This is a genomic window from Kribbella sp. NPDC048928 (assembly GCF_043197975.1).
Taxonomy (GTDB): domain Bacteria; phylum Actinomycetota; class Actinomycetes; order Propionibacteriales; family Kribbellaceae; genus Kribbella.
The window spans coordinates 927,384-953,152 of record NZ_JBICUC010000002.1 but is presented as its reverse complement, the minus strand read 5'-3'; the positions used below and the strand labels follow the sequence as shown (position 1 = coordinate 953,152).

Genomic DNA, 25,769 nt, shown 5'->3' with positions numbered 1-25,769 from the left:
GGGACCCGGGTCTCCCACCGCTGCCGATGCGCGCGGCAGCGGGTCTGGCTGCCGGTCGCGCCCTGCCCCGAAAAAACACGGCACGAAACTCCGGCAATGGTTCCAAATTGTTCCGACGAATCGTGCTATTGCCAATTCGGCAGCCACCGAGTCCACCGAAACAATCCTGCGATCCGTCACCCGCGCTGACTCAACGACGTATCCTCAGCGCGGTTACGGGCGCTTCCATCTCAACTTCCGCTCGCCGAGATCACTGTTGTATCAGGGAAAATAGTTGACGAAAAAGTTTGTAACCGGCCGTGCCAGGTGTCGTTAGCACTAAGACGAATCCGTCAAACCCGAAAGGAAACCTGGCATAATGCAGGTAACTCGTAAGATCGTCGCGGCCGCGGCGGTGGCGACGGTCGCCACCCTCGGTCTGGCAACCGTTGTGAGCGCCAACGTTCTCGACGACACCCAGAAGAAGGCCCAGGACGCGGGTCTGGCCGACGCGGTGTCCGCGGCGAGCAAGGGCGGCTACGACCAGGGCCACGCGCGCTGGTGGGGCATGCACAAGGACGGCTCGCTGGTCGCCCTCGACCGCAACGACCTCGGTGCGGTTCAGGCCTGCCACAACTTCGGTGCCGGTACCGGCATCGGCGGCACCGTCCCGGCCCAGGACATCACCGGCATCATCGGCTGGGGCAACGACGGCAACAGCATCACCGCGGTCAAGACCTGCGAGCAGGACAACACGCAGGACCGCAAGTGGTACAAGGCCGACAGCAACGGGCTCGTGTCGATCAGCGACAACAAGGTCGGCCCGTGGCAGGTCTGCCACAACGAGATCGACGCCACGGGCATCGGCGGCACCGTTCCGCTGACGAACCCGACCGGCATCCTCGGTTTCAACAACGACGGTAACTCGATCGACTCGCTGAAGACCTGCGAGCAGAGCAACCAGCAGAACAACTGACCCTCCCTGGTCAGTGATGATGCAGGACCCGAAAGAGCCACCTCGGTGGGGTGACTGATTCGGAGCAACACCGCGGCGCCGGGAGCAAGCCTCACTCCTCCCGGCGCCGCATCCTTGTCTGCAGGTGCTCGAACCCGCGGGAGCTACTCCCCGCGCTGCCGCCAGGATTGGGCGACGGTCAGGAAGAGGTTGTTGGCTTCGGGTTCGCCGATGGTTATGCGGACGCCGTCGCCGGGGAAGGGGCGTACGGAGACGCCTTCGGCCTGGACTGCTGCAGCGAACTTCACGGTGTCGTCGCCGAGTTCCAGCCAGACGAAGTTCGTTTCGGGCTCGGGGACGGTCCAGCCGGCGGAGCGCAGTTCGGCGACCACGCGGCGGCGTTCCTCGACCAGCGCGTCGACGCGCTCCAGCAACTGGTCCTCGACGGCGAGCGACGCGATCGCGGCCGCCTGGGCGACGTAGCTGACCCCGAACGGCAGCGCGCACTTGCGGATCGCGGCGACCACGTCCGGATGCCCGACCGCGTACCCGACCCGGAAGCCAGCCAGCCCGTACGCCTTCGAGAACGTCCGCAGCACCAGCACGTTCGGCCGGTCGCGGTACAGCTCGACGCCGTCCACCACATCGGTGTCCCGGACGAACTCGCGGTACGCCTCGTCCACCACGACCAGCACGTCCGACGGTACGGCGTCGAGGAACGCGACCAGCTCGTCGCGATGCACCACCGGGCCGGTCGGGTTGTTCGGCGTACAGACCAGGACGACCTTGGTGCGGTCGGTGATCGCGGCCTCCATCGCCTTGAAGTCGTGGCGGGCGTCCACGGTCAGCGGGACCTGGACCGAGGTCGCGCCGGTCAGTTGCACCGCGATCGGGTACGCCTCGAACGAGCGCCAGGCGTACACCACCTCGTCGCCGTCCGCGACCGTCGCCTGCAGCAGGTGGTAGAGCAACGCGACCGATCCGGTCCCCACCGCGAGGTCGTCGACGGGCACGCCGAACCGGGCCGACAGCGCCTCCAGCAGCTCCACGGCCCCCATGTCCGGGTAGCGGTTCATCTGCGCGGCGGCCTCGGTCGCGGCGGCCAGCACTCCCGGAAGCGGCGGGTACGGGTTCTCGTTGCTGGACAGCTTGTACGTCGGACGGCCGTCGGAGCGCTCCGGCGGACGGCCGGGCTTGTAAGCCGCGACATCGTCCAGGCAAGCGCGAAAGCGAACCTCGTTGTCAGGGGTCATGCCCGCAGGTTAGTCCTTACCGAATCCCCGCGGAAGCGACCTGGAGCACACCGTTTGACTCCGGCCACAACGAGCCTCAAACTGACTGATTGTCGGACAATCAGGGGATCTATAGTTGGATCCCGCAGGGTCAGGGAGGGTGTCATGGGGCAGCCGCTGGAGTGGGGTCGTCGCTATCTGATGGTCCGGCCGGACCACTTCCGGATCGACTACGTGATCAACCCGTACATGTCCACGCAGGACCAGCCGGACCCGGCGCTGACACTGAAGCAGTGGGACGCGCTCCGGCAGGCGATCCTGGACGCCGGCGGCGAGGTCGAGGTGCTCGAGCAGCGCGCCGACTCACCGGACATGGTGTACGCGATGAACCTCGGCCTGGCCGCCGCGGACGGCCGCGCGATGCTCTCGCACATGCGGTTCGAGCCGCGCCGGAAGGAGTCGCTGAGCGCGGCCGAGTGGTTCACCGGTCACGGGTTCCGCCTGGACCGGGTCGGCGGCGAGGGCGTCGGACCGCACTTCGAGTCCGGGGACGCGTTCGTGTTCGGCGACAGCCTGGTCGTCGGATACGGCCCGCGCACCGAGGCGGACGCCCTCAAGCACCTCGCGACCGGGTGGAACCTCCGGGTCCGCGGGCTGCGGATCGCGCACGAGGGGATGTACCACCTCGACCTGCCGTTCTGCCCGGTGGACAGCACGCACGCGATGGTCTACCCGCCGGCGTTCGATGCCGCGAGCCAGGGTGCGCTGGCGGGGATTGTGCCGGACCCGATCGTGCTCACCGACGAGGAGGCGTTCGCGTTCTCCGCGAACTCGATCGTGGTCGGGGCGACGATCATCATGCCGGCCTGCTCACCGCGGCTGCGGGAGATCTTCGCGGGCCTCGGGCTGCGGGTCGTCGTCCTCGACCTGTCCGAGTTCCACAAGGGTGGCGGCTCGGCGCGCTGCCTCACCAACCCGCTCGACTTCCCCCTGCACACCATCACCACGGCCGGCGGCGAGCTCGTCCTCCCGCTCTGATCCGACGGCTACTTGCCGGTGGTCCAGATGATGTCGAGCGTGCTCGGGTCCCAGCCGTAGCCGTCGATCCACTCCAGGGCCTTGGCCTTGCCTTGCGGTCCGAAGACCTCGATGCCGAGCGAGATGGCCTCGGGGTTCTTCGGATCGGTCTTGGAGGTCTCCCGGGTGGCCTCGAACCCGTCGCCGATGTACGGCAGGTAGCTGATCACCGGGTACTTCGCGAGCAGTCTGGCCTGCATCTCGTCGAAGTGCCGGCCGGCCTCGGCCTCGAGCTCCCGCTCCTGCTCGGGGTTCTTCGAGGCCCACTCGTAGCCGTCGGGCCCGTTCGCATAGAGGTACATCTTGTACTGGAGGGCGTCGCCGGTCAGGTCGATGTCCTGGCTGTAGCTCTGGAAGCCGCGCCGCGATCCCTCCAGGGTGTGCCGGCCCGATTTGACCTTGATCTCGCCGTTGGCCGGAATCTCGTGCCCGTCCAGCCGCAGGGTGAGGTCTCCCGGGATCGACTGGACGATGAGCTTGGTCTGCGAGCCGCCCCGGAACAGCAGGATGCTGCCGATCAGTACGACGATCACCGCCACCGCGACACCGCCGATGACCAACGGCCGCCGGTTCTCCTCAAGCATCGGTACTCCCGTCCTTACTCAGCTCGTCGGCGTCGTCGTCGGTGTGGTCCCGCCCTTGACCCGGAAGACCCAGAACCCGCTGGGACCGACGTCGTACAGGTGTCCCGCCGCCGGTACGTGGTCGCCGAGGGACCCGGACGCGGAATCGAATCCGCCGCCGTCCTTGCCCCACGGGCCAACGTACAGATACGTGTGGCCGGGGCCGTTCAGGACGTCACCGGGTTTCATGCCGCCCGGCGGCTTCGAGTCCCAATGGTCCCACTTCTCCGGGTGCGCCAGCATGTAGCTGCGCTGCACACCGGTTCCCACGTTCGGGAACTTCGGGTCGGCGCCGCTCATGTGCAACACGGTCGCGACGAATCGCCCGCAGTCGCTGTACGGAGTCTGACCGTTGGGGCCGTCGTTGTACTTCTTCATCGCGGCCACGAACTCCGGCTTCGCCGCGCTCGCCTCGACACTCCAGTGGTTCCTGGCGTCGTCCGGCCAGGCGAGGTTCTTTGCGACCTGGGCGATGTTTCCGCTGCCGGCTCCGCAGGGGTCTGCGGCCGGGGCCTTGGGATCGCTGCTCGCCGGTGCGCCGCCACCGAAGGTGGCCAGTACGTGCTCGGCGTTCGCCTTGCGCTCGGCGTAGCGCGAGTTGTTCGGGTTCTCGTACCCCGCGAAGCGCTCGAACTTGCCGCCGAACGCGACCGCGGCAGCGTCCACGGTCGTCGCCGCCTTCACGGCGTCGCCGGCGGCCTTCTCTGGCAGCGAGCCCTGGCCGAGGAGCTGTTTGTGCAGGAAGTCCAGCTGGAACGCCAGCGTGCCGATCTCGTCGTCGCTGGCGCCGCCCGACCTGGCCGGGTTGATCATCTTGCGGGCCGGGGTCCACTGCACGATGCCCCAGCCGCCCTCGGTGCCGATCACATCCATCGGTTTGCTCACCGTGCCGGGCTTGGTGCCCTGGAGGCGGCCCGGTTCGACGCCGGACTCCGAGATCATGTTGCCGACGATGCCGGCCGCCTGCTGCTTGGAGTAGCCGACCGAGACGAAGTAGTTGAAGGCCTTCTGCTGGTTGTTCGTACCCGTCAGGTCGCCGCCCGGGCAGGAGCCGCAGCCGTCTCCGGGGTCCTCCTCCGCGCTGGTGTCGGGCACGAACGGGTTGGCGTTCAGATGGGTGTTCTTGAGGTGACCGTCGGATTCCTGGTCGATCCAGATCTCGAGGTGCAGGTGCGGGCCGGACAGTCCGGGCGGGCTCTCGTCGCCGGAGCCGGAGGTGGCGATCTGGTCGCCCTTCTTCACGGCCTGGCCCGCATGGACCTTGATGGTCTTCAAGAACTTGTAGTGGCTCTGGACCTCTTGCTCGTGCTTGATCACGACCTCGTTGTCCTTGGTCGAGACCACGCTGCCGTCGGCAACCGCGTACACCTTGCTGCCCTCGTCGACCTTGAAGTCCATCCCGGAGTGCATGTCGCCGGTGTTCGGGTCCGGGTCGGCCCAGTCCTGGGAGATCTCGGTCTTGTCGGTCGGCCACGCGAACGAGGCCGAATCCGCACTGTTCGCCGGGGACAACGCGCAGGACGCGGCTTCGGAGTCGATGCTCATCAGCGAGCCCAGCATCATCACGATGGCGATCACCAGGGCGAAGATCAGGAACGCCGGCGCAGCGAGGAGCGGCAGCAGCTTCTTGGCATCCACGATCTGCTCCTCGCTCACTCGAGTGGTCTTCCACGCCGATCCGCGGAAGGGGCGGCCACCAGGTCAAATGGTGCCTGAAAACCGGGTCAACGTGTCGAGAGTTATCCACAGGCCGCGCAGCGGGGCGGGGCGGACGCGACAACGGACCCCGTCTGGACGAGAATCCTCCCATGTACGAACGGCTGCGGGTGGACCGCTCGACCACGGTGGACCGGGTGGTCGACGCGCTCCGCGCCGCCCTGTTCGCCGGCGATCTGGAGCCCGGTACGCCGCTGCGCGAGCAGCCGCTCGCCGAGGCGCTGGGGGTCGCCCGGAGCACGATCCGGGAGGCGATGACCATGCTCGTCACCGAGGGCCTCGCGGTCCGCGAGCCGAACAAGGGCGTCAGCGTCGCGATCCTGCACCCGGCGGCGGTGGCGGACATCTGCCGGGCCCGCTTCGTCCTGGAGTCCGCCGGCATCCGGGCCTGGTACGACGCCGACGAGCCGGCCCGGGAACGGGTCCGCGAGGCGATGCGGGTGTTCGCCGCGACCGCCAAGGACGGCGCCGACCCGGAGGCACTCACCGAGACCCACCTGGCGATCCACCGCAGCCTGGTCGCGCTGACCGGCAGTGAGCGCCTGATCGCGACCGCCGACTCGGTCACCGGCGAGGCCCGGCTCGCGCTGGCCCGGGTGGACGCGCTGCGCCAGGACGCGCGCCAGCAGGTCGCGTCGCACCGCAAACTCGTCCGGCTGCTCGAGCGCGGCGAGCTCGACGAATGCGTCGAGGAGCTCCGGCGGCACCTCGCCGGCGCCGAGGAGTCGCTCCTCGAGGCCATCGCGATGCCGCCGAGCTGATCCCATTTGCCTGGCTGACCCATCAAATGAGGGGTTCCACACCCTGAGTCAGGGTGTGGAACCCCTCATTTGCCTGGCTGACCAGGCAAATTGCCTGGTCAGCCAGGCAAATGGGATCAGGCGAGGCCGGCTGCGGTGACGGTGTAGGTCGTGGGGCCGACGCGGAGGCCGGTCAGGCGGGCGTTGGGGTCGAGTTCGGTGACCTGGGGGTTGGCGGTGACGGTGCCGTCCAGGGCTACCTCGATGCCGAAGATGCCCTCGAGGACCAGGCTGACCCAGGAGCCGGAGGACGAGCAGGACCAGTCGATCAGGTACGGGAACTGGGGCGGCGACTTCCGTGCGCCGCCGGCCATCGCGGGTTGCGCCTCCTCGACGAAGTGCGCCTGACCCGTCGGGCCCTGGTTCGCGGTCTTCGCGAGACCCGGCAGCCAGTCCAGCAGTACGTCACCGCGCCCGAGCGCGAACAGTGCGCGCCCGGCGTCGGCCGGCCAGGCCGGGTAAGCGCCGTTCCACTGGTGGTCCGGGCGGAGGCTGAACGCGGCATCCGGGTCGTACGGCGACAGTGCCCGCATCCACGTGGGTGTCTGCAGCTCCCGCTGGAAGAACGCCACCATCTCCGCGCGCTGCGACTCGGACAGGTCGTCCGGGATCGTCGTACCGACGATGTTGAAGTCGTAGCAGTGCCGGACCGGGACCAGCGTGCCGTCCGGCTGCCGCGCGTGCCAGAAGCCCTTGCCCTCGACGTACAGCTGGTTGACGTGACCTGCCTGCGCTGACGCTTCCTTGCGCAGCAGGGCGGCCCGGTCGGTGTCACCTGACCGGTCTGCGAGCTCGGCCGCGACACGCATGCACCACACGTTGGCGGCGTTGAAGCTGGCCACCTCGTGCACGTAGCTGCTGACGCACTCCAGCAGGTTGTCGATACCGCCGTAGTCCGCGAGTGCGTGCTCACCGCGCAGACCGCGCCAGGCGGTCGCCCAGTCGTGCACGTGCTCCCCCACCTGCTTCGGGCCGACCTGTGCATCCAGGAAGGCGCCGTCACCGGTGAAGCGCACGTAGTCCCGTACCAGGCGGGTCATGGCGAAGTCGTTGACGGAGTACCAGTAGCCGACCGGTCCTCCGGTCAGCCACTCGGTGCCGAAGTGCTTGTGGGTGTCCAGGGTGATCCAGTGCTCGATGTGCTTGCGCATCGGCTCCGGGTCCAGCAGTGCGTGGGTCAGGGACGAGAGGCTGTAGTCCCAGATGAACGTCGTCGTCTGCCAGTACCGCGGCATCAACGTGTCGTACGTCCGCCCCAGCACCGACGCCGGGTTGTCGCGCCGGAACCAGATGACGCCGAGCACACCCCACCAGTACAGCTTCTGCAGCGCCTCGTTGGACGTCTCCAGGACGGGCAGCGAGCCGCTGAACCCGTCGCTGTCCGGGTCGAACGCATCCGCGATCGCCACATCCCACATGCTCTCCGCGACAGTGAGCACCGCCGGTACGTCAGCCACGCAGACGTCGAAGTGCTCCGACGCCTCGTCCAACGTGCCCGCCAGCACATGCACGTACGACAGCCGGCCGTGCCCGGCGTCGTCGAGCACAACGGTCGCGTTGAGCATCCCTCTGTCCACAGTGCTGGGCACATCAAGGCCCTGGAGGCTCACGGCTGATTCGGACGCGCCAGTGCCGACAACCCGATTGTCAACAATCTGCAGGGTGTTCGGCTCGGACGGGGGCTCCGGGCGCAACCAGCCTTCGGCTGAGCGGGTCGCGGTACTTGCGAGCGAAAGCCCCAGCTGGACGGAGCGTCCCGGCTCGCCGGCAATGTCCAGTTGTACGACCACAGCCGGCCGGCCGGGGGCGCAGGCGGTGGAGGTGCGCAGGTGCAGCCCGTCGACGGTCGTGGAGCGTACGACGCAGTCCGGCCGCCACACCACCTCGACCGTTCCACCGTACGAGCGGGCCAACCGCCCGTCGACGTACAGCTGGCCGGTGATCGTGTCGCCGTGCGAGTACGGCGGGAAGTTCACGCTGCGGATCGCCAGCACGTCCAGGTCGACCTGCGCGGTGCCGAGGAAGTTCGTCAGCCCGGGCGGGTTGAACATGTCGTCGTACGTGTGCGTGAGAACGTCGCTCGCCAGGTCGGCGCTACGCGGAATCATGAAGGGTCTGCCCAATCGGTGTTCGGGAGGAGCGGGTACCAGTCCGGGCGGGCCGGATCGCGGTCGTACGGATAGGGGCCGAGTTCGCGGAACAGTTCGGCGTACTCGGCGAGCTTGTCGCGGTCCAGCTCGACGCCGAGCCCGGGTCCGTCCGGGACCGCGATCGCGCCGTCGACGTACGGAAGCTTGCCGCCGGCAATGATGTCGTCGCGCAGGTGGTGGTAGTGCGCGTCCGCGGCGAACGACAGGTTCGGTACGACGGCGCCCAGGTGCAGCATTGTCGACAACTGGATGCCCAGCTCGCCCGACGAGTGCACGGCGACGCCGAGCTGGAACGTCTCACACACGCCGGCTGCCTTGATGCACGGCCGGATCCCGCCCCAGAACGTCGTGTCCAGCAGGATCACGTCGACCGCGGGGTCCCGGACGTTGGCCGCGAGCTGTTCGAAGTTCACCACGACAGTGTTGGTGGCGAGCGGGATCGGGGTGTTCTCGCGAACCCGGCGCATCCCGTTCAGGCCCCAGGCCGGGTCCTCGAGATAGTCGTTGTCGAGGTCCTCGATGCCGCGCGCGAACCGGATCGCCTCCTCGACGCTGAACGCGCCGTTCGGGTCGAACCGTACGCGGTGCCCGGGAAACGCCTCCGCCAAGGCACGGAAGCACTCCCGCTCGTAGTCCGGCGGAAACACGCCGCCCTTGAGCTTGTGCACGCTGAACCCGTGCTCGTCGACCAAGGAGCGCGCGTGCGCCACCAACTGCTCGGCGGTCCGGATCTCACCGGTGCCGTCGTCGTTCGGGTGCCGGAAGAACAGATAGCTCGCGAACGGGACCTTCTCGCGCACCTTCCCGCCGAGCAGTTCATGCACCGGTACGCCGAGCTCACGCCCCTGCAGGTCCAGGCACGCGAACTCGATTGCCGCAAGCAACTGCGTGCGGTTGTTGTACAGGCTCGCGGTCGGGTTGGCGAGCATCCAGCGCAGCGCCTCCGTACGCGCCGGATCGTGGCCGACCAGGTACTCCTTCAGCCCGGTGACCGCGGCCTCGGCGCTCTGCCCGCCACCACCCATCTCGCCCAGCCCGACCAGCCCGTTGTCGGCCTCGACCTCTACGACAGTCCGTACGAAACGTCCCCAGTGCGCTCCGTTGCTGTGCCGCAGCGGCGCCTCCAACGGCACCGTCACCGTGGTCGCGCGGATATCGACGATCTTCACTTCGCGTCCTCCGGCAGTACGACGGGAAGGCCCGCGGTCAGGCCGCCGTCGACCTTGACGTCCGCGCCGGTCATGAACGACGCGGCCGGCGAGGACAGGAAATAGATGACCTCGGCAACTTCTTCGGAGGTCGCCACGCGGCCGAGCGGATGCGAGCGACCCCACTCCGCGACCACCTCGTCGGTCGAGCGGCCGCCGGCGAACTGCGCGGCCGACGTCCGCAGCATCGGGGTGTCGACGGAGCCCGGGCAGACCGCATTCACGCGGATCCCGTCCGGTGCGTGGTCGACAGCCATCGCGCGGACCAGGCTGAGCAGTGCGCCCTTCCCCATCGAGTACGCCGCGACGCTCTTCTGCGCCGCGTACGCCTGAACGGACGCCACCACCACGACGCTCCCGCCCCGCGGCAGCTTGGGCACGAACGCCTGGCAGGCGAAGAACACCCCGCCGACGTTCACCGCCAGCACCTCGTCGTACACGCTGTCCGGTGTGTCGACGACAGTCCCGTACCGCTGGATGCCGGCCGCACACACCAGCGCATCCACCGCACCGACCTCCTCGGCGGCGGCTGCAAGCGCGGCCCGGTCCGAAACATCTACCTGAACGCCAGTCACCCGATCGCCCAATGCCGCGAGCGAAGAGGTGTCGCGGTCGAGGACCACGACTTGGTCGCCGGCGGCGAGGAACCGTTCGACGGCACCTCGTCCGATCCCCGCGGCACCCCCGGTGACCACGACTTTGCGGCTACTCATACACGTCCTTTCAGAACTGGCCGAGGGCGAGGCCCCGGGAGAAGAAGCGTTGCGCGGCGAGGAACAAGATCACGGTCGGCAGCGAGACGAGCAGGCCTCCGGCAAGGACCGTCGGCAAGGCAGCACCGCCGTACGTGCTCTGCAGGCCGGTCAGTGCGGGCATGATCGGGCGCACCGAGTCGGACTGACTCAGGGTCAGGCCGAGCAGCAGGTCGTTCCAGACGAACGTCGCCTGCAGGATGAAGATCGCGGCCAGCGCCGCACCCGCCATCGGCAGGTAGATGCTGCGGAAGATCCGGAACAGCCCGCCGCCGTCGACCACCGCGGCCTCGAAGACACTGCGCGCGATCCCGGTGAAGAAGTTCCGCATCACGAAGGCCGAGAACGGCACGCTGATCGCTGTGTAGACGATGATCATGCCGGTCCGGGTGTCGTACAGCCCGGAGTTCGCGTACCCGGAGAACAGCGGCATCAGGATCATCTGCAGCGGGAAGATCGTCCCGCCGAAGATGAACACGAACCACAAGAACCCGCGCTTCAGCTTGAGTACGACGATCGCGTAGCCGGCCGCGGCGCCGATCAGTACGGCGAGCACCGGCGCGATCACCGAGTACATCGTGGTGGCCACCAACGTGTCGCCCAGCGACGCCTTGCTCCAGGCGTCACCGATGTTCGCGAACAACGAGAAGCCGGCCGGCTTCCAGACGGTCTTGGCGTCGTACCCGTCGATGGACTTGGACGCGTTGACGATCAGCAGGTACACCGGTGCCAGCCAGACCAGGCCCAGCAGCATCAGCACTGCGGTCTTAACCCTGCTCACGGGCGTCCCCCAACTGGTAGCGCAGGTAGAGGATCGACGCGGCGAACGTGACCAGGCTGAGGAACAGCGCGATCGCCGCGCCCTGCCCGTAGTCGTTCAGCACGAAGGTCTCCTTGTACATGGACAGCGCCAGGGTCTCCGACGAGGTCCCGGGACCGCCCTGCGTCATCACCCACACCACATCGAACGTCTTCAGACTGCCGACGAGCGAGAGACCGATGACGACCGTGGTGATCGCTCTGAGCTGCGGCCACAGGTGATGGCGGAACAGGCTGAACCCCTCAGCCCCGTCCAGACGGGCTGCTTCGAGCGGCTCGTTCGGGATGGACTGGAGGCCTACGACGAACAGCAGGGCGTTGACGCCGGCCGCCTGCCAGGTGGTGGCGACGATCATCATGATCGTGTTGCCGGGACCTGCCTGCAGCCAGCCGGTGTGGGCACCCGGGAGCCCGAAGAACCCGAGTGCCTGACCCAGCGCGCCGTCCGGCTGCAGTACGAAGCCCCAGATGACGCCGACAGCAACGCCCGAGATCGCGTACGGCAGCAGGAACGGCAGCCGCAGCCACGTGCCCCACTTGTGCCCGTACGTCATCACGGCGATCAGCAGACCGAGCGCCACCGGCAGCGTGATCATGCCGGCCACCCACAGCAGTGTGTTGACCAGCGCCCCGATCAGGTCAGGGTCGCTGAACATCGCCTTGTAGTTGGCCAGCCCGGACCACACCGGTGACGCCAGGCCGTCGTAGTCGGTGAAGCTGACGTACGTCGTCCACAGGAACGGCAGGTACAGCAGCAACGCCACGACAGCCGCGGCGGGCAGGCCGAAGAGCGGTGCCACGCGGGCACCAGTCCGGTCCGGGCGCTGCCTGCTCGCCCGGACCTTCAACGGCGGCCGCTCGATCGTCGAAGTCACTTCTGCTTGGCCCAGTACGCGTCCGCCTCGGCCTGGATCTTCTGCAGGCCCGGCATCGGGTCACCCGGCTTGGTCACGAACGCGCCGAACACCTCGAGCGCCTTGTTCGCGACCGGGACCGGGGTCGCCTCGAACCACCGGTTGATCAGCCGGTACCCGTCGCCGCCGACGTCCTTGTTCAGCGTCGCCAGGCCCGGGTCCTTGACCTCGGCCTTCGGGTTGAACGACAGGTCGCCGCGCGAGTTCGCCCAGGCGGTCTGCGCCTGCGGCGTGACCCACCAGTCGGTCCACTTCTTGACCGTCGACGCATGGTCGCTGGCCGCGGCCGAGCAGACCGGTCCGGTCTCGAAGATCATCGAGGTCTTCGGCAGCGACGGGTTCACGTTCGGGATCACGAAGAAGTCGTAGTCGGTGCCGGCCTTCATCTTCAGCGTGTTCAGGTTGCCTGAGAACCAGGTGCCGAAGTTGATCATCGCGACGTCGCCGTTCTTCAGCTGCGCCTGCGGCTCGGTCTTCGAGCCCGGGTCGCTGAAGTACCCGGCGTCGATCATCTTCTTCCACTCGTTCATCACGTCGACCACGCCCGGGTCGGTGTACTTCGCCTTGCCGGCCGCCAGCTTGTCGTACAGGTCCGGGTCCTTGCCGGCCAGCAGCGTCTCGAACCAGACGAACGAGAACAGGATGTTGGTCTGGTAGAACGGCTTCACGCCGATCGCCTTGACCTTGTCCGCGGCCTGGGTCAGCTCGGCCCAGGTGGTCGGCTTCGCGGTGATGCCGGCCTTCTTGAAGACGGCCTTGTTGTAGTACATCACCCAGTACCCGGCGTTCAGCGGCACGCAGTACTGCTTGCCGTCGTAGGTGAAGTACTGCTTGAGCTGCTCCGGGATGTTGCCGTCGGCAACCGCCTTGGTCCACTGGTCGGTGGTCTCGGCGACGAGCTTCTGGTCCACCAGATCCTGAAGCTCCTTGCCGGTGTGCCAGCTGAACAGGTCGGCCTTCTCCTTGGTCCGGAACGACGACCGGATGAAGGCGGTGTACGTGTTCGAGTCGGAGTACCCGACCGGCTCCATGCCGACACCGATGTCCTTCTTGCTGGCCGCGCCGACCTGGGTGAACGCGTCCTTCCAGCCGCCCTTGTCGTTGTAGAACTTCAGCGAGTCCACGGGCTTGTCGGCACCCTTCTTCGGCGCCACAGCCCCGCCGCCTCCGCCACAGGCGGACAGTGCGAGCGCGCCCACCACCACCAGTGCGGCCAGCGCCTTGCCTTTGTTGCGTTGCATGATGCGTCCTTCCAGCTCAGGGCTTCTGAACTCGGTCGTTGATGACGGCCAGCACGCCGTCGAGATGTTCGCGGGTGAGGAGCTCGGCCAGGTCGGGGTCGCCGGACCGGACGGCGTCGTAGATCGCGCGATGCTCGTCGAGATCGGCCTGGCGATCGCCGTGGATGTGCAGGATCTCGAGCTGCTCACGGGAGTTCACGACGGTCACGGACTCGACCACCTCGGCCAGGGTGGCGTTGCCGGACGCCTGGGCCAGCGAGCGGTGGAAGTCCATGTTGACCTCGGCCAGCTGTGCGCCGTCGCCGGACGCGATCAGTCCGGCTGCTGCGTCGAGGTCCTTGGCCATCTGCTCCAACGCCGCCTCGACCTGAGTCGTCGCAGCCAGTGCGGCCACGGGCGGCTCGATCAGTACGCGTGCCTGCAGCAACTCCACGAGCCGGCCAGGACTCGGTGCCAGTGCCAGGGGGTTGGCCAGCACCAGCCTGCCGACGTTCGGCCCGACGTACACGCCAGAACCGTGCCGGAGCTCCACAGCCCCGGTCGCCTCCAGCCGGCGCAGGGCCTCCCGGACAGTGGGTACGGCGACCTTGAACCGCTCGGCGAGCGACCGTACGGCCTCGAACTGGTCACCGGGCGTCAGCTTCCGCTCGGCGATCAGCGCGAGCATCGACGTGGCCAGGTCATCCAGCAGACTCCGCCGTACGACGCCTCCGGAGGAGCTCACTTGGCCGCCGCCAGCGTGACCGAGAGGAACCGGGGGCGGTAGATGCTCACGTCGCCGTACAGCTCGTCGCTGACCAGGCTGTTGACGTTGTAGCTCACCAGGAGCGAGGTACCGCGCCGCAGGTCCGGGTGCTCGTGGGAGTTGTACGTGATGATGTTCCCGCCGGTCTCCGGCGTCTGGTACAGCTCAACCGGCTTGACCCACGGGCCGGTCGGAGAGCAGGAGAAGTACCCCAGGACGCTCTTGCTGAACAGCTCCTTGGTGTTGTGCGTGACCAGCAGGTAGCCGTCACCCCAGCGGGTCACGCTGTGCTCGTTCGCCACGCCTTCGAGCACACGAGCCGACGCGGCCTCGTCCTGGGACCAGCCGGAGCCGGTCCAGTACTCCCACGGCTTGGCGGTCAGGTCGTCGCCACGGACGCGGGCGACGTGCTGGTACTTCGACCCGCCCAGGTCCTCCACCCCGTACACGTAGGTGTAGCCGTGATCGCGGAGCAGCCAGCCGGACCACTGCACGTTCGCGGACGACGGGAGCGGCTTGAGCGACAGCAGCTTGAACGTCTTGCTGTCGAAGCGCGCCAGGTAGTTGCTGGCCCAGTGCCAGTCCCACTGACCCGTACCCGTCTTCTCGAACCGCAGTGCGACCACGTCGAGGTCGCGACCGGCGTGGCTGGTCTGTGCGGCGCCGAACCAGTACCAGCCGTTGGCAGGCGGCGGTACGAGCGCTGTCGGGGCGGCAGCCGTACCGCCGTGGACCGTCTTCAGGTCGGAGCCGTGCTGGATCACGAACGAGTTGTTGATGAACGGCGCCGTGGTCGGACGGGAGCCGTCCGCGTTCACCGGGCCGAGGAACGTGTCGGAGAAGATCCACGCCGTACGGCCGCCGGACAGCGGCACGGAGTACGTGCTGTCGGCCCCCGTCCAGCCCTTCCCGGTGTTGCTGTAGGCGTTCAGCAGACCCTCGGGCGCGGCGTGCGGGGTCGTCTTGGCGGTCCAGTTCGTGCTGACCGTGCTGCAGCTCGTGGGCGCAGCGGCGGCGGAAACAGCGGGGACAGCGAGGCTCGCTGCCGTCAGAGACAACGCAACAACCGCAACCAGTGGGCGTGACATGAAAATGATCAGATCACTTGGTCATTTTCGTTGTCAAGAGTCAGGGTTCGATCAGGGCGCGTACCGAGAGTGGTGTCACCCCGTGGGTGGGAGGATCGACAGCATGAAGAACTTGATCATCAGACTGCTGGCGAACGCCGTCGCGCTGGCGGCAGCGAGCTGGATCGTCGGCGGCATCACGCTGCAGGGCGCGACCACCGGCAAACGGGTGCTCACGCTGCTCATCGTGGCCGCGATCTTCGGCGTCGTGAACGCGATCGTGAAGCCGGTCGTGAAGGTGCTGTCGTTCCCGCTGCTGATCCTCACGCTGGGGTTGCTGACCTTCGTGATCAACGCGGCGATGCTGCTGCTGACGTCCTGGATCACCGGCAAGCTCGACGTCCAGTTCCACGTCGACGGCTTCTGGTCAGCCCTGTTCGGCGCGCTGATCATCAGCATCGTCGGCATGATCATCAACGCCGTCCTGCCGGAGAAGGCCGAAGTCCACTAGCCAGCCGTAGTGGGTGGAGACAGGAACTGGTGGGTGCAGACAGGCAATTACCTGTTCACACCCACCAGTACATGTCACAGGCCGCCGCGCCGGACCGACGCGGGGCCGCAGGCTCAGGCTTGGCCGATCTCCGACTTCAGCTGGACGAACCAGTCGACGCCTGCGTCGAACTCCTTGCCGCCGGCGATCCGCGGGAACTCGATCGCCCGCAGCTCGTCGCCGCGCTCCTCGTCCTGCCCGACGACCCCGGACTCACCGCGCAGCGCGGCGTCGACGGCGTAGTCGGTGCACTCCTTGATCAGCGCGAGGTCGCGGTCGTTGGCCGCGGCCGACCGGCTGAAGTAGCCGCTCTTCTGCACCATCGTCTTCTCCGCGCCGATCCGCTCCGCGAACTGCTTCGCGAACCAGGCGCCCGGATTGATGGTGTCCAGCTTGACGTGCCCGAACGGGTCCCGCCCGACCTCCTCGCCACGCGCCTCCAGCTCTGCCACGATCGACGGCACGCCCGCACCCTCGGACAGGAAGATGTTCACGCAGTCCGCGGAGTCCATCACCTTGCGCAGCCGCTCCGCCTCGGCGTCCAGGTCGATCGTTGCCTCCGGCACGTACACGGCGTGCACCGACCAGCTGTCCTTGTCCAGGCCGATGCCCGGGTTCCACTCCTGCGCGTCGACCCACTGCTGGTACTCGCGCGCGGTCTCCGCGGTCAGCCACCCGCAGTTCCGGCCCATCACCTCGTGGACGATCAGCATCCGCGGGTTCGAGCTGTGCTCGGCGATGATGTTGCGGGCGAACAGCGCGCCCTGCTCCGCCGCGGTCCACGCACCGAGGCTCTGCCGGATCGGCACCACGTCGTTGTCGATGGTCTTCGGCAGGCCGACCACGGTCAGGTCGTAGTCGTGCTCCTGCAGGTACGCCGCGAGGTCGGCGGCGGTGGTGTTGGTGTCGTCACCGCCGATGGTGTGCAGTACGTCGACGCCGTCCGCGACCAGCCGCTCGGCGGCCACCTGGAGGGCGTTCTGCCCGTCCTGGATCAGGCCGCGCTTGACCAGGTCCGCGGTGTTGGTGAGCTTCACCCGGCTGTTGCCGATCGGGCTGCCGCCGAACTTGTGCAGCACGGCGGCCTTACTCCGCACCTCGGGCGTGACCTCGAGGAACCGGCCGCTGAGCAGGCCGTGGTATCCGTTCAGGTACGCGATGATCTCCACATCGGGCGCCACCTCGGTGTAGCGCTCGATGAGCCCGCCGACGGCGGACGACAGGCAGGGCGCGAGCCCGCCGGCGGTGAGCAGGGCAACTCTGCGGACAGACTTGTCGGCAGCCATGGTCGAGGTCCTTCCAGGGGTCACTGAAGTCGGCTACAGACTAGTGATGCAGACCACCCCTCGGGGTGGTTGGGGTTCAGCTCGCGGACAGCGGCACTCTGCGCGGCGGGACCGGCGTGGAGACGATGAACGAGCTGGTCGTCTGTCCGTGCACGAGGAACTTGTCCAGGACCTCCTCGAGCGCCGCGATCTCGGCGACCTGGACGCGCAGCAGAAAGCAGTCCTCGCCGGAGATCCGGTGGCACTCGACGACGGCCGGGGTACGGCCGGCGAGCTCGATGATCTTCGGGATCTGGTTCGGCCCTGGCCGGAGCCGCACCCAGGCGGCGACCGGCAGCCCGACCGCGGCCGGATCGACGTCGAGCCGGTACCCGCGGATCACGCCGGACTCCTCGAGCCGCGCGACCCGCTCGCGCACCGTCGGTGTCGAGACTCCGAGCCGGCGGGCCAGCTCGGTGGTCCGCAGCCGCGGGTCCGCGGTGAGCTCCTCCAGGATCCGGGTGTTGAGCTCATCCAGCATTTGGCTTCTCATTTCAGTAAGCACAATCGCCTCCTAGCCTCCGATCTGCCATGGAGATGCGCAGACTCCCTTCCTATCGTAGTGAGGGTGACAACCCTCGCAGAAGCCCCGCCCCGGACCGGTCTCGCCACCGGCGCCGCTGCCGTGACCGTCGTCTTGTGGGCGTCGTCCTTCGTCGCCATCCGGCACGTCGGCACCGAGATCTCCGCCGGTGCGCTGTCGCTGGCCCGCCTCGGGCTGGGCAGCATCTTCCTCGGCGCCCTGCTCTTCGTCCGCCCGCGTCCCGTCCGCCCGCTGCCGGCCGGAAGGCGCTGGCCGGCGCAGCGCGACTGGCTGCCGCTGATCGCCTGCGGCGTGCTCTGGTTCGGCGTCTACAACCTGGCCCTGAACGAGGCCGAGCGCCGACTCGATGCCGGCACGTCGGCGATGCTCGTGCACATCGCGCCGCTGCTCATCGCCGTACTCGCCGGATTCGGTCTCGGTGAGGGCTTCCCGCGGCAGTTGGTGATCGGCGGCCTGGTCGCGTTCGCCGGCATCGTCGTGATCGGTATGTCGACCTCCAGCGGCCGCGCCGAGACATGGGGTGTCGTCCTGTGCGTGGTCGCCGCGATCTCGTACGCAGTCGGTGTGGTCACCCAGAAGCCTCTACTGAGCCGTCTGCCCGCTGCTGAGATCACCTGGCTCGCCTGCACGATCGGCGCAGTCGTCTGCCTGCCGTTCGCACCGACCCTGGTCGATGAGTTCCGTACTGCCGACGCAGCAACCATCTGGTGGGTCGTGTACCTGGCGGCCTTCCCCACTGCGCTCGGCTTCACCACGTGGGCCTTCGCGCTCAGCCGTACCAGCGCCGGCCGCATGGGCGTCACCGTGTACGCCGTACCCGTCGTAGCGATCGCCCTGGGCTGGCTAGTCCTTGGCGAGACACCTGCGGTCCTAGCACTGGCCGGCGGCGCTCTGTGCCTGACAGGAGTCGCAATCTCTAGGAGAGCAGCATGAAGTTCGGTGTATTTGTCCCACAGGGCTGGCGGATGGATCTGGTCGAGCTGGCCGACCCTGTTGAGCAGTGGGAGGCCATGACCGCCGTCGCCCGTGCAGCCGACGCAGGTCCGTGGGACTCGATCTGGTTGTTCGACCACTTCCACACGGTGCCTGAGGAGGTCCGCGAGACTGTCTTCGAGATGTGGACGACCACGGCGGCGCTGGCCCGTGACACCTCCCGGGTGAACCTGGGACAGCTGGTTGGATGCAACGGGTATCGCAACCCGGCACTGGTCGCCAAGATGGCTGCCACGGTGGACGTCGCCAGCCACGGTCGCATGTACGCCGGACTCGGTGCAGGCTGGTCGGAGCAGGAGTGGAAGGCCTACGGCTACCCCTGGACGAGCCAGAAGGAGCGCATGGGTTCGTTCGTCGAGTCGGTCGAGCTGATGCACCGCCTGTGGACCCAGGACGACGTGGTGTTCGACGGGCAGTACCACTCGGTCGACAAGCCGTACGTGGTCCCGCGGCGCAAGCCGAAGCTCTGGATCGGCGGTGGTGGTGAGCAGGTCACGCTGCGGCTGGTCGCGAAGTACGGGGACGCCTGCAACTTCGGTACCGGACGGGTGGACGTCATCGAGCGCAAGCTGGCGATCCTGCGCAGGCACTGCGAGGACGTGGGTCGCGACTACGACGAGATCACCAAGTCGACCAGCCTGAACGTCTTCCCGATCGAGGCCGGTGCCGATCCGGTGTCCGCGACGGCCACGGCACGTGGTCGCTGCAGCCTGGACGAGTTCCTGGAGATCGGCTCCGGCGGCACCTCCCACATGCTGGCGGAGGTGGTCACCACGAAGCAGCTCAGCGAGCACGTGGAGCGGCTGGCGGAGGCCGGGATCGACTACGTGATCTCGTACATCCCAGGCGTCGCCTACGACCACGAGCCCCTGCATCGCTTCGCGGAGGACGTCGCACCGCAGTTCAGCTGAGTGCGGAGCGCAGGTGCTGGTGGATGCCGTCGTACGCCGTGACGCGTGGCAGCAGCCGCTTCGGGACCTTGGTGACCACGCTGTAGTTGGCGTCGACGACGTTGGCCAGCGGGACCTCACTGACCTGGCTCAGCAGCTGGTACGCGTCCAGCTTGTCGAGTCCGTAGAGATCACCGAGCCAGCGGACCATGTCCACCTGCCCTGCTCGCCACGCATCCTCGAGCGGGCGGCTCGATCCGACGACGGCGAGGTACTCGTCGTTCTCGATCCGGGGCCAGACCGGTCCCGGAGTCTTGAGCAGATCGACGATCAGGACGACGTTCATCGCGCCCTCGACCGCGGTCCCGCAGGACTCCCCCTCGCCCTGGCGGTAGTGACCGTCGCCGACCGAGAACAGCGCGCCCTCGACGTTGACGTTCAGGTAACACGTCGCACCGGCACGCAGCTCCGGCGTGTCCATGTTGCCGCCGAACACGTCCGGGACCAGCGCCGACCGGACCTCGCCGGCGGCCGGCGCGACGCCGACCGTACCGAGCATCGGTTCCAGCGGGAGCGCGATCTCCAGCTCGCTGCCCTGCGCCTGGAAGCCCACGGTCTGCCGGTGCGAGTCCACCTCGTAGATCCAGGTCCGCTCCGGCAGCGGGTCCTGCAGTGTCGCAGTACGGTCGGTGCTGGTCAGACCACCGAAGAACGGGATGGTCGCCGAGGCGCCCCAGGTCCGCGCGGGCGTCAGCTCGACGAAGTGCAGCACCAGGGTGTCGCCCGGCTCCGCACCCTCGACATAGAACGGCCCGGTCTGCGGATTCACGAACGGCATGTTCAGCGAGGCACTCGCCAGGTCCGTCGTACTCCGGAGACTCCCCGCGAACGCGTCCTCCGTCCACAGCCGCAACGCAGTACCCGGCTTGACCCGGCGAACCGGCGGAACCCCACCGAAGGTCCAGGCGAAGTCGGCAGGCTCTGGGGTGAATTCGAGAATGTCCACGCCTGACAAGTTATGTGAATTGGACGATCAGCGGGTTCTCAGGCGATTCTCACAGAAGCGACTTACTCTCGGTGGCGGAACTTCTAGCGGAGCGGGGACTACAGATGCGGGTACTGGTGGTGGACGACGACCGGGCGGTCCGGGACTCGCTGCGCCGTTCGCTGGAGTTCAACGACTTCGAGGTGGTGACCGCGTCCGACGGCGCCGAGGCGCTCGCGGTGATCGGCAACGTCGAGCCGGACGTGGTCGTGATGGACGTGATGATGCCGCGCCTGGACGGGCTGGAGACCACCAAGGCCTTGCGGGCCGCGGGCAACAATGTGCCGATCCTGGTGCTGACCGCGCGGGACGCGGTCGCCGACCGGGTGGACGGCCTGGACGCCGGCGGCGACGACTACCTGACCAAGCCGTTCGCGCTCGAGGAGCTGCTGGCCCGGCTGCGCGCACTGCTGCGCCGCAGCACCACACCGGGCGAGGGCGGCCAGCGCGGCGAGGTGCTGCAGTACGCCGACCTCGTGGTCGACGTCGACGCGCACGAGGTGCACCGCGGTGAGGTCGCGATCCAGCTCACCCGCACGGAGTTCTCGCTGCTCGAGCTGCTGATCCGCAACCCGCGCCGGGTGCTGGAGCGCGCGGTCATCCTGGACGCGGTCTGGGGCTACGACTTCCCCACCACGGCCAACTCGCTCGAGGTGTACGTCGGCTACCTGCGCCGCAAGACCGAGGTCGACGGTCTGCCCCGGCTGATCCACACCGTCCGCGGCATCGGGTACGTACTGAGAGACACCCCACCGTGAGTCAGCAACACCCTCAGGGTTTCCCCTCGTACACCGGGGGACCGCAGCAACCTTCGGACACCGAGCCCGCACTACCTGTTGCCAACGGCAACGGCGGTCGGGTGGCGGCGACGGCTGCCCGGACCCAGACCTGGTGGAACGAGTCGCTCCACAAGCTCAGCCTGCACGCGCGCGTAACGCTGCTGGCCGCGGTCGCCGTCGGTCTGGCGGTCGCGATCGTGAGTGTGGCGGCGTACATCACCGTCCGCCAGCAGATGTACCAGAACCTCGACAACAGCCTGCAGCAGCGGGCTGTCCAGGCCGCGCGGAACGGCGTCCTGACCAACCTGACGAACCTGCAGAAGGCCTCGGCCGACGCGTTCGGGCTGAGCGACATCCGGGTCGGGGTGCTGGGCGCGAACGGCGAGGCGTACGGCGCCCAGCAGAGTCCGCTCCCGCCGCTCGACGAGCACGAGCTCCAGGTTGCCCAGGAGCAGAGCAGCGAACCCAGCATCCGGACCGCAGGAGCACGCAACGGCGCCTCGCACTTCCGCGTGATCGCGGTCGCCACGCGCTACTGCCCAGCGGGCCAGACCGACTACTGCTCGGCCGAGCCGGACGACTTCCTGAAGCCCGGTGCACTGGTGGTGGCGCAGTCGCTGGGGTCGATCGACCAGACGCTGCACAACCTCGGCATCGTGCTGTGGGCGTTCGGGCTGATCGGCGTCATCGGGGCCGCGTTGGCCGGCAACGCCGTGGCGCGATCCGGGCTGCGGCCGCTGGCCCGACTGACCGGCGCCGCCGAGCACGTCGCGGTGACCGAGGACCTGAAACCGATCCCGGTGACCGGGACCGACGAGATCTCCCGGCTCGCGGTGGCCTTCAACGCGATGCTCGGCGCGCTTGCGCAGTCCCGCGACCGCCAGCGCCGGCTCGTCGGCGACGCGGGCCACGAGCTGCGTACGCCGCTGACGAGTGTGCGGACGAACCTCGACCTGCTCGCCCAGGCGGACAAGCGCGGAGGCCTCCGGTCCGAAGACCGGCAACAGTTGCTGGACGACGTACGGGCTCAGATGGACGAGCTGACCCAGCTGATCGGCGACCTCACCGAACTGGCCCGCGACACCCCGCAGGTGCGGAACGCGGAGCTGATCGAGCTGTCCAACGTGGTCGAGGACGCGGTCATCAAGGTACGGCGGCGCGCCCCCGGCCTGGACTGGGACGTGCAGCTGATGCCGTTCCCGGTCTGGGGTGACGAGCGGCTGCTCGGGCGCGCGGTGATGAACCTGCTCGACAATGCAGCGAAGTACAGCGTCCCGGACGAGGCGGGCCGGCCGACCGACCGGGAGCACGACGACGGGCAGCCGCGCGGGCACGTCGCGGTCCGGCTGCTGGACGGCGTACTGACTGTGACCGACTCCGGGCCGGGGATCGCCGAGGCGGACCTGCCGCACGTGTTCGACCGGTTCTACCGGTCCAGCGAAGCGCGAAGCCTGCCCGGATCGGGGCTCGGACTCGCGATCGTCAAGCACGCCGCGGAGCAGCACGGCGGCATGATCTACGCCCGGAACGCCCCCGGAGCAGGCGCCCAGTTCACCCTCTGGCTCCCCCACGCAGCCACCCAGACCCGCTGACTGTCGCCTGCCCCCTGCCTGACAGGTCCTTCAGAGGATCTTCATGGAGTTCTTCGGTCACTCCGAGGGGATCTTCAGGCGCCTTTCAGGTCCGGCGGACAAAGTACTTCCCATGACCGAGAACCAGCCGCAGCAGCCGCAGCCGCACCCCGGCCAGAATGCACAGGGACAGCAAGGGCCGGAGCGGACGCAGCAGCTGCCGATGTACGGGCAGCATCAGCAGCAGCACTACGCGCCGCAAGGCGGGCAGCCGCGGCTGGACTCGGGGCCGCAGGGGCAGCGGCCGGGCCAGTACCCCGCAGGTGGGGGTGCCTACCCGCAGTTCGGGCAACCGGGGACGCATCAGGGGGCGTCTCCGGGCCCGAACTGGCCCCACGGACCGCAGCCGCCGGCGACGGCTGCCGCCCCGAAGCAGAAGCGCCGGGCCGGCCTGGCCGCGGTGGCACTCACCGCGCTGCTCGTCGGTACTGCCGGCGGCGTCGGTGGCGCCGCGGTGTACTCGGCCAGCAACGACCACACCACGAACACCCCGTCGGTGACCGCCCCGCTGAACGGCAACCAGGCGGCTCCGGCTGCTGCGCCGGACGGCTCGGTGCAGAGCGCCTCCGCGAAGGTGCTGCCGAGCGTGGTCAAGATCGCCGTCGTCTCCTCGCAGGGTGCGGAGACCGGTTCCGGCATCGTGATCAGCAAGGACGGCCTGATCGTCACGAACAACCACGTGGCCGCCGGGCTCGGCAGCGCCGGCAAGATCTCGGTGATGCTGAACGACGGCCGGACCGTACCGGCGACGATCAAGGGCACCGACCCGCTCACCGACATCGCCGTGATCAAGGTCGACGCGACCGACCTGACGCCCGCCACGCTCGGTTCGAGCGGGAAGCTCGCGGTCGGCCAGGGCGTGGTCGCCATCGGCTCACCGTTCGGCCTGGAGGCGACCGTGACGAGCGGGATCGTCTCGGCGCTGAACCGCCCGGTGACGTCCGGCGACGAGCAGCAGGACAGTACGACAGTCTTCCCAGCAATCCAGACGGACGCCGCGATCAATCCAGGGAACTCCGGCGGCGCCCTGATCGACCTCGCCGGCCAGGTGGTCGGTATCAACAGCGCGATCAAGACCGCCGGAGGATCGGGACAATCCGAGGGCGGCAACATCGGCCTGGGCTTCGCGATTCCGATCGACCAGGCCAAGCCGATCATCGACGAGCTGGTGGCCAAGGGCAAGGCCACCCATGCGAGGCTCGGCGTGACGGTCGGCGACGCGCAGTCCTCCGACGGGCTCACCAGTGGGGCACGCCTCGGCGAGGTCACGTCCGGCGGTGCGGCGGACAAAGCCGGTCTGCAGTCAGGTGATGTGGTGACCGCTGTGGACGGCAAGACGATCGCGTCAGGGGACGCGCTGGTCGCCGCAGTCCGTTCGCACCGCCCGGGCGACCAGGTGAAGCTCAGCATCACTCGCGGCGGCACGAAGCAGACCCTCACCGCCACCCTCGGCTCCGACAACGGGAACCCGACGGGCTGACCGAGCGTCTCACCCTTAGACCGGACTGCGCCGCCCACCGAGCGGCGCAGTCCGTTCCTGTATTACTGGACCGTGGAGATCTTCCGGGCGGACGAGCGGTTCGCGACGACGTCGGACTGGCTGGAGTCGCGGCATTCGTTCTCGTTCGGGGCGCACTACGACCCGGCGAACGTCGGGTTCGGGTTCCTGGTCGCGCACAACGACGAGACGGTTGCCCCTGGCACCGGGTTCGGCACGCATCCGCATCAGGACCTGGAGATCGTCACCTGGGTACTGGGGGGCGCGCTGGCGCACCGTGATTCGCAGGGGAACAGCGGCACGATCCACCCCGGTCTCGCGCAGCGGATGAGCGCGGGCTCCGGGATCCAGCACTCGGAGTGGAACGACGGCGCGGACCCGGTGCACTACGTCCAGATGTGGGTACGCCCGGAGCAGTTCGACCTGCCGCCGTCGTACGAACAGAGCGAACTCGATCTGCGTACTGGCGAACTCGTCCCGGTCGCCTCAGGTCTCGCGAAGCACGCCGCCTCGACCGCGATCCGCCTCAACCAGCCTGCCGCCGGGATGTCCGTCGCGCGACTCGCGGCGGGCGGCACGATCACGCTGCCCACCGCCCCGTACGTGCACCTGTTCGTCGCGACCGGTACGGCAACCCTCGAGGGCGCCGGCGAGCTCAGTACCGCGGACGCCGTACGGCTGACCGGCGCGGACGGCGAACGCCTCACCGCCGGCCCGACCGGCGCCGAAGTGCTCGTGTGGGAGATGTACTAGGCCTGCTCGCTCATTGTCCAGACATGACGGAGGGACTGGCCGGCGACGCCTTCGGGGTTCTGGGCGAAGCCTTCGACGAACTGGCTCATGTGCTGCTGCCAGCGCTGGTCGGTCGGGTTGTCGCGCAGGTACGCGACGGCGGACTCGTAGTCGTCGGACTCGACCAGATGGAACAGGTCCCGGCCGCTGCGCCAGATCGACCAGTCGCTGATGCCGGCGGCGTGCATCACCGTGATCAGCTCCGGCCAGACGCGGGCATGCTCGGTCTCGTAGGCCTCTTCGGTTCCGGGAATCAGGCGGCTGTGCAGAGCAAGGCGGGTCACAAAGGAGCAGAATACGCCGCGTCCGGCGGGCGTGGAACGCGGTTCCAGATTCCGGCAGACCAATTCACGCAGCGTCTTGCCCCTGATTCACCCTTCCTCTGCTGCCAACTCCTGAGCGGGCCGGGGCGTCGTACTTGGGCAGGTTGAGTAAGTTTCCGAG

25 protein-coding genes are annotated in these 25,769 nt (G+C 68.1%); 10 read left to right on the top strand and 15 right to left on the bottom strand.

Going from position 1 to position 25,769, the window contains the following annotated elements; translation table 11 throughout:
- Positions 1 to 358 precede the first annotated feature (358 nt).
- On the top strand, positions 359 to 955 hold the full coding sequence (locus ACGFI6_RS11600; protein WP_393117436.1) for a hypothetical protein: 597 nt from the start codon (positions 359 to 361) through the stop codon (positions 953 to 955).
- Positions 956 to 1,098: 143 nt separating this feature from the next.
- Here ACGFI6_RS11600 and hisC read toward each other — a convergent pair whose 3' ends face one another.
- Positions 1,099 to 2,187 (bottom strand): histidinol-phosphate transaminase, encoded by a 1,089-nt coding sequence (gene hisC, locus ACGFI6_RS11595; RefSeq protein WP_393117434.1) that lies wholly within the window; start codon positions 2,185 to 2,187, stop codon positions 1,099 to 1,101.
- Between the two features lie 144 nt (positions 2,188 to 2,331).
- Between hisC and ACGFI6_RS11590 the strand changes: the two genes are divergently transcribed.
- Entirely contained in the window at positions 2,332 to 3,204 is an 873-nt protein-coding gene (locus ACGFI6_RS11590; RefSeq protein ID WP_393117432.1) for a dimethylarginine dimethylaminohydrolase family protein, read from the top strand.
- Positions 3,205 to 3,212: 8 nt separating this feature from the next.
- On the opposite strand, the gene ACGFI6_RS11585 is transcribed toward ACGFI6_RS11590, so the two are convergent.
- Together ACGFI6_RS11585 and ACGFI6_RS11580 are read right to left on the bottom strand one after the other, a co-directional pair.
- The gene (locus ACGFI6_RS11585) at positions 3,213 to 3,827 is read right to left on the bottom strand and encodes an S-layer protein (RefSeq protein WP_393117431.1); all 615 of its coding nucleotides are present in this window, start codon (positions 3,825 to 3,827) and stop codon (positions 3,213 to 3,215) included.
- An 18-nt stretch (positions 3,828 to 3,845) separates the two neighbouring features.
- Positions 3,846 to 5,504: a phage tail tip lysozyme gene (locus tag ACGFI6_RS11580; protein WP_393117429.1), complete on the bottom strand. Its 1,659-nt coding sequence runs from the start codon at positions 5,502 to 5,504 to the stop codon at positions 3,846 to 3,848.
- Positions 5,505 to 5,674: 170 nt separating this feature from the next.
- Between ACGFI6_RS11580 and ACGFI6_RS11575 the strand changes: the two genes are divergently transcribed.
- Positions 5,675 to 6,343 (top strand): GntR family transcriptional regulator, encoded by a 669-nt coding sequence (locus tag ACGFI6_RS11575; RefSeq protein ID WP_393117427.1) that lies wholly within the window; start codon positions 5,675 to 5,677, stop codon positions 6,341 to 6,343.
- 116 nt (positions 6,344 to 6,459) lie between these two features.
- Here the strand turns inward: ACGFI6_RS11575 and ACGFI6_RS11570 are convergent, their stop codons facing one another.
- The 8 genes from ACGFI6_RS11570 to ACGFI6_RS11535 are packed head-to-tail and all read right to left on the bottom strand — an operon-like array spanning position 6,460 to position 15,299.
- A complete protein-coding gene (locus tag ACGFI6_RS11570; RefSeq protein WP_393117426.1) occupies positions 6,460 to 8,490 on the bottom strand; it encodes a hypothetical protein in 2,031 nt (676 codons plus the stop codon).
- Positions 8,487 to 9,701 (bottom strand): enolase C-terminal domain-like protein, encoded by a 1,215-nt coding sequence (locus ACGFI6_RS11565; protein WP_393117424.1) that lies wholly within the window; start codon positions 9,699 to 9,701, stop codon positions 8,487 to 8,489. Before ACGFI6_RS11565 ends, ACGFI6_RS11570 begins: the two co-directional genes overlap by 4 nt.
- Entirely contained in the window at positions 9,698 to 10,453 is a 756-nt protein-coding gene (locus ACGFI6_RS11560) for an SDR family NAD(P)-dependent oxidoreductase (RefSeq protein WP_393117422.1), read from the bottom strand. The genes ACGFI6_RS11565 and ACGFI6_RS11560 overlap by 4 nt, the downstream gene beginning before the upstream one ends.
- Before the next feature lie 10 nt (positions 10,454 to 10,463).
- Entirely contained in the window at positions 10,464 to 11,273 is an 810-nt protein-coding gene (locus ACGFI6_RS11555; RefSeq protein ID WP_393117420.1) for a carbohydrate ABC transporter permease, read from the bottom strand.
- Positions 11,260 to 12,186 (bottom strand): carbohydrate ABC transporter permease, encoded by a 927-nt coding sequence (locus ACGFI6_RS11550; protein WP_393117418.1) that lies wholly within the window; start codon positions 12,184 to 12,186, stop codon positions 11,260 to 11,262. The genes ACGFI6_RS11555 and ACGFI6_RS11550 overlap by 14 nt, the downstream gene beginning before the upstream one ends.
- Positions 12,183 to 13,466, bottom strand: coding sequence for an ABC transporter substrate-binding protein (locus tag ACGFI6_RS11545; protein WP_393117416.1), 1,284 nt, complete (start codon positions 13,464 to 13,466; stop codon positions 12,183 to 12,185). The genes ACGFI6_RS11550 and ACGFI6_RS11545 overlap by 4 nt, the downstream gene beginning before the upstream one ends.
- A gap of 16 nt (positions 13,467 to 13,482) precedes the next feature.
- A complete protein-coding gene (locus tag ACGFI6_RS11540) occupies positions 13,483 to 14,190 on the bottom strand; it encodes a FadR/GntR family transcriptional regulator (RefSeq protein ID WP_393117414.1) in 708 nt (235 codons plus the stop codon).
- A complete protein-coding gene (locus tag ACGFI6_RS11535; RefSeq protein WP_393117412.1) occupies positions 14,187 to 15,299 on the bottom strand; it encodes a DUF4185 domain-containing protein in 1,113 nt (370 codons plus the stop codon). Before ACGFI6_RS11535 ends, ACGFI6_RS11540 begins: the two co-directional genes overlap by 4 nt.
- A 103-nt stretch (positions 15,300 to 15,402) precedes the next feature.
- On the opposite strand from ACGFI6_RS11535, the gene ACGFI6_RS11530 reads away from it, so the two are divergent.
- The gene (locus ACGFI6_RS11530) at positions 15,403 to 15,789 is read left to right on the top strand and encodes a phage holin family protein (RefSeq protein WP_393117411.1); all 387 of its coding nucleotides are present in this window, start codon (positions 15,403 to 15,405) and stop codon (positions 15,787 to 15,789) included.
- 113 nt (positions 15,790 to 15,902) lie between these two features.
- Here the strand turns inward: ACGFI6_RS11530 and ACGFI6_RS11525 are convergent, their stop codons facing one another.
- Positions 15,903 to 17,114, bottom strand: coding sequence for a pyrophosphate--fructose-6-phosphate 1-phosphotransferase (locus ACGFI6_RS11525; RefSeq protein WP_393117410.1), 1,212 nt, complete (start codon positions 17,112 to 17,114; stop codon positions 15,903 to 15,905).
- 76 nt (positions 17,115 to 17,190) lie between these two features.
- The gene (locus ACGFI6_RS11520) at positions 17,191 to 17,634 is read right to left on the bottom strand and encodes an Lrp/AsnC family transcriptional regulator (protein WP_393117409.1); all 444 of its coding nucleotides are present in this window, start codon (positions 17,632 to 17,634) and stop codon (positions 17,191 to 17,193) included.
- Positions 17,635 to 17,721: 87 nt separating this feature from the next.
- On the opposite strand from ACGFI6_RS11520, the gene ACGFI6_RS11515 reads away from it, so the two are divergent.
- Positions 17,722 to 18,630 (top strand): DMT family transporter, encoded by a 909-nt coding sequence (locus tag ACGFI6_RS11515; protein ID WP_393117407.1) that lies wholly within the window; start codon positions 17,722 to 17,724, stop codon positions 18,628 to 18,630.
- Entirely contained in the window at positions 18,627 to 19,601 is a 975-nt protein-coding gene (locus ACGFI6_RS11510) for a TIGR03560 family F420-dependent LLM class oxidoreductase (RefSeq protein ID WP_393117405.1), read from the top strand. The genes ACGFI6_RS11515 and ACGFI6_RS11510 overlap by 4 nt, the downstream gene beginning before the upstream one ends.
- On the opposite strand, the gene ACGFI6_RS11505 is transcribed toward ACGFI6_RS11510, so the two are convergent.
- Entirely contained in the window at positions 19,594 to 20,586 is a 993-nt protein-coding gene (locus tag ACGFI6_RS11505; RefSeq protein WP_393117404.1) for an acetamidase/formamidase family protein, read from the bottom strand. The genes ACGFI6_RS11510 and ACGFI6_RS11505 overlap by 8 nt on opposite strands.
- Before the next feature lie 104 nt (positions 20,587 to 20,690).
- Here ACGFI6_RS11505 and ACGFI6_RS11500 point away from each other — a divergent pair, with 104 nt between their 5' ends.
- From ACGFI6_RS11500 to ACGFI6_RS11485, 4 genes are all read left to right on the top strand, one after another.
- Positions 20,691 to 21,383 (top strand): response regulator transcription factor, encoded by a 693-nt coding sequence (locus tag ACGFI6_RS11500; protein WP_393117403.1) that lies wholly within the window; start codon positions 20,691 to 20,693, stop codon positions 21,381 to 21,383.
- 101 nt (positions 21,384 to 21,484) lie between these two features.
- On the top strand, positions 21,485 to 22,996 hold the full coding sequence (locus tag ACGFI6_RS11495) for a sensor histidine kinase (RefSeq protein ID WP_393117401.1): 1,512 nt from the start codon (positions 21,485 to 21,487) through the stop codon (positions 22,994 to 22,996).
- A gap of 112 nt (positions 22,997 to 23,108) precedes the next feature.
- The gene (locus ACGFI6_RS11490; RefSeq protein WP_393117399.1) at positions 23,109 to 24,515 is read left to right on the top strand and encodes a S1C family serine protease; all 1,407 of its coding nucleotides are present in this window, start codon (positions 23,109 to 23,111) and stop codon (positions 24,513 to 24,515) included.
- Positions 24,516 to 24,587: 72 nt separating this feature from the next.
- Entirely contained in the window at positions 24,588 to 25,286 is a 699-nt protein-coding gene (locus ACGFI6_RS11485) for a pirin family protein (protein WP_393117398.1), read from the top strand.
- On the opposite strand, the gene ACGFI6_RS11480 is transcribed toward ACGFI6_RS11485, so the two are convergent.
- Complete coding sequence (locus ACGFI6_RS11480) at positions 25,283 to 25,609, bottom strand: L-rhamnose mutarotase (RefSeq protein WP_393117396.1); 327 nt, start codon at positions 25,607 to 25,609, stop codon at positions 25,283 to 25,285. The two genes, ACGFI6_RS11485 and ACGFI6_RS11480, sit on opposite strands and share 4 nt — an antisense overlap.
- Positions 25,610 to 25,769 lie beyond the last annotated feature (160 nt).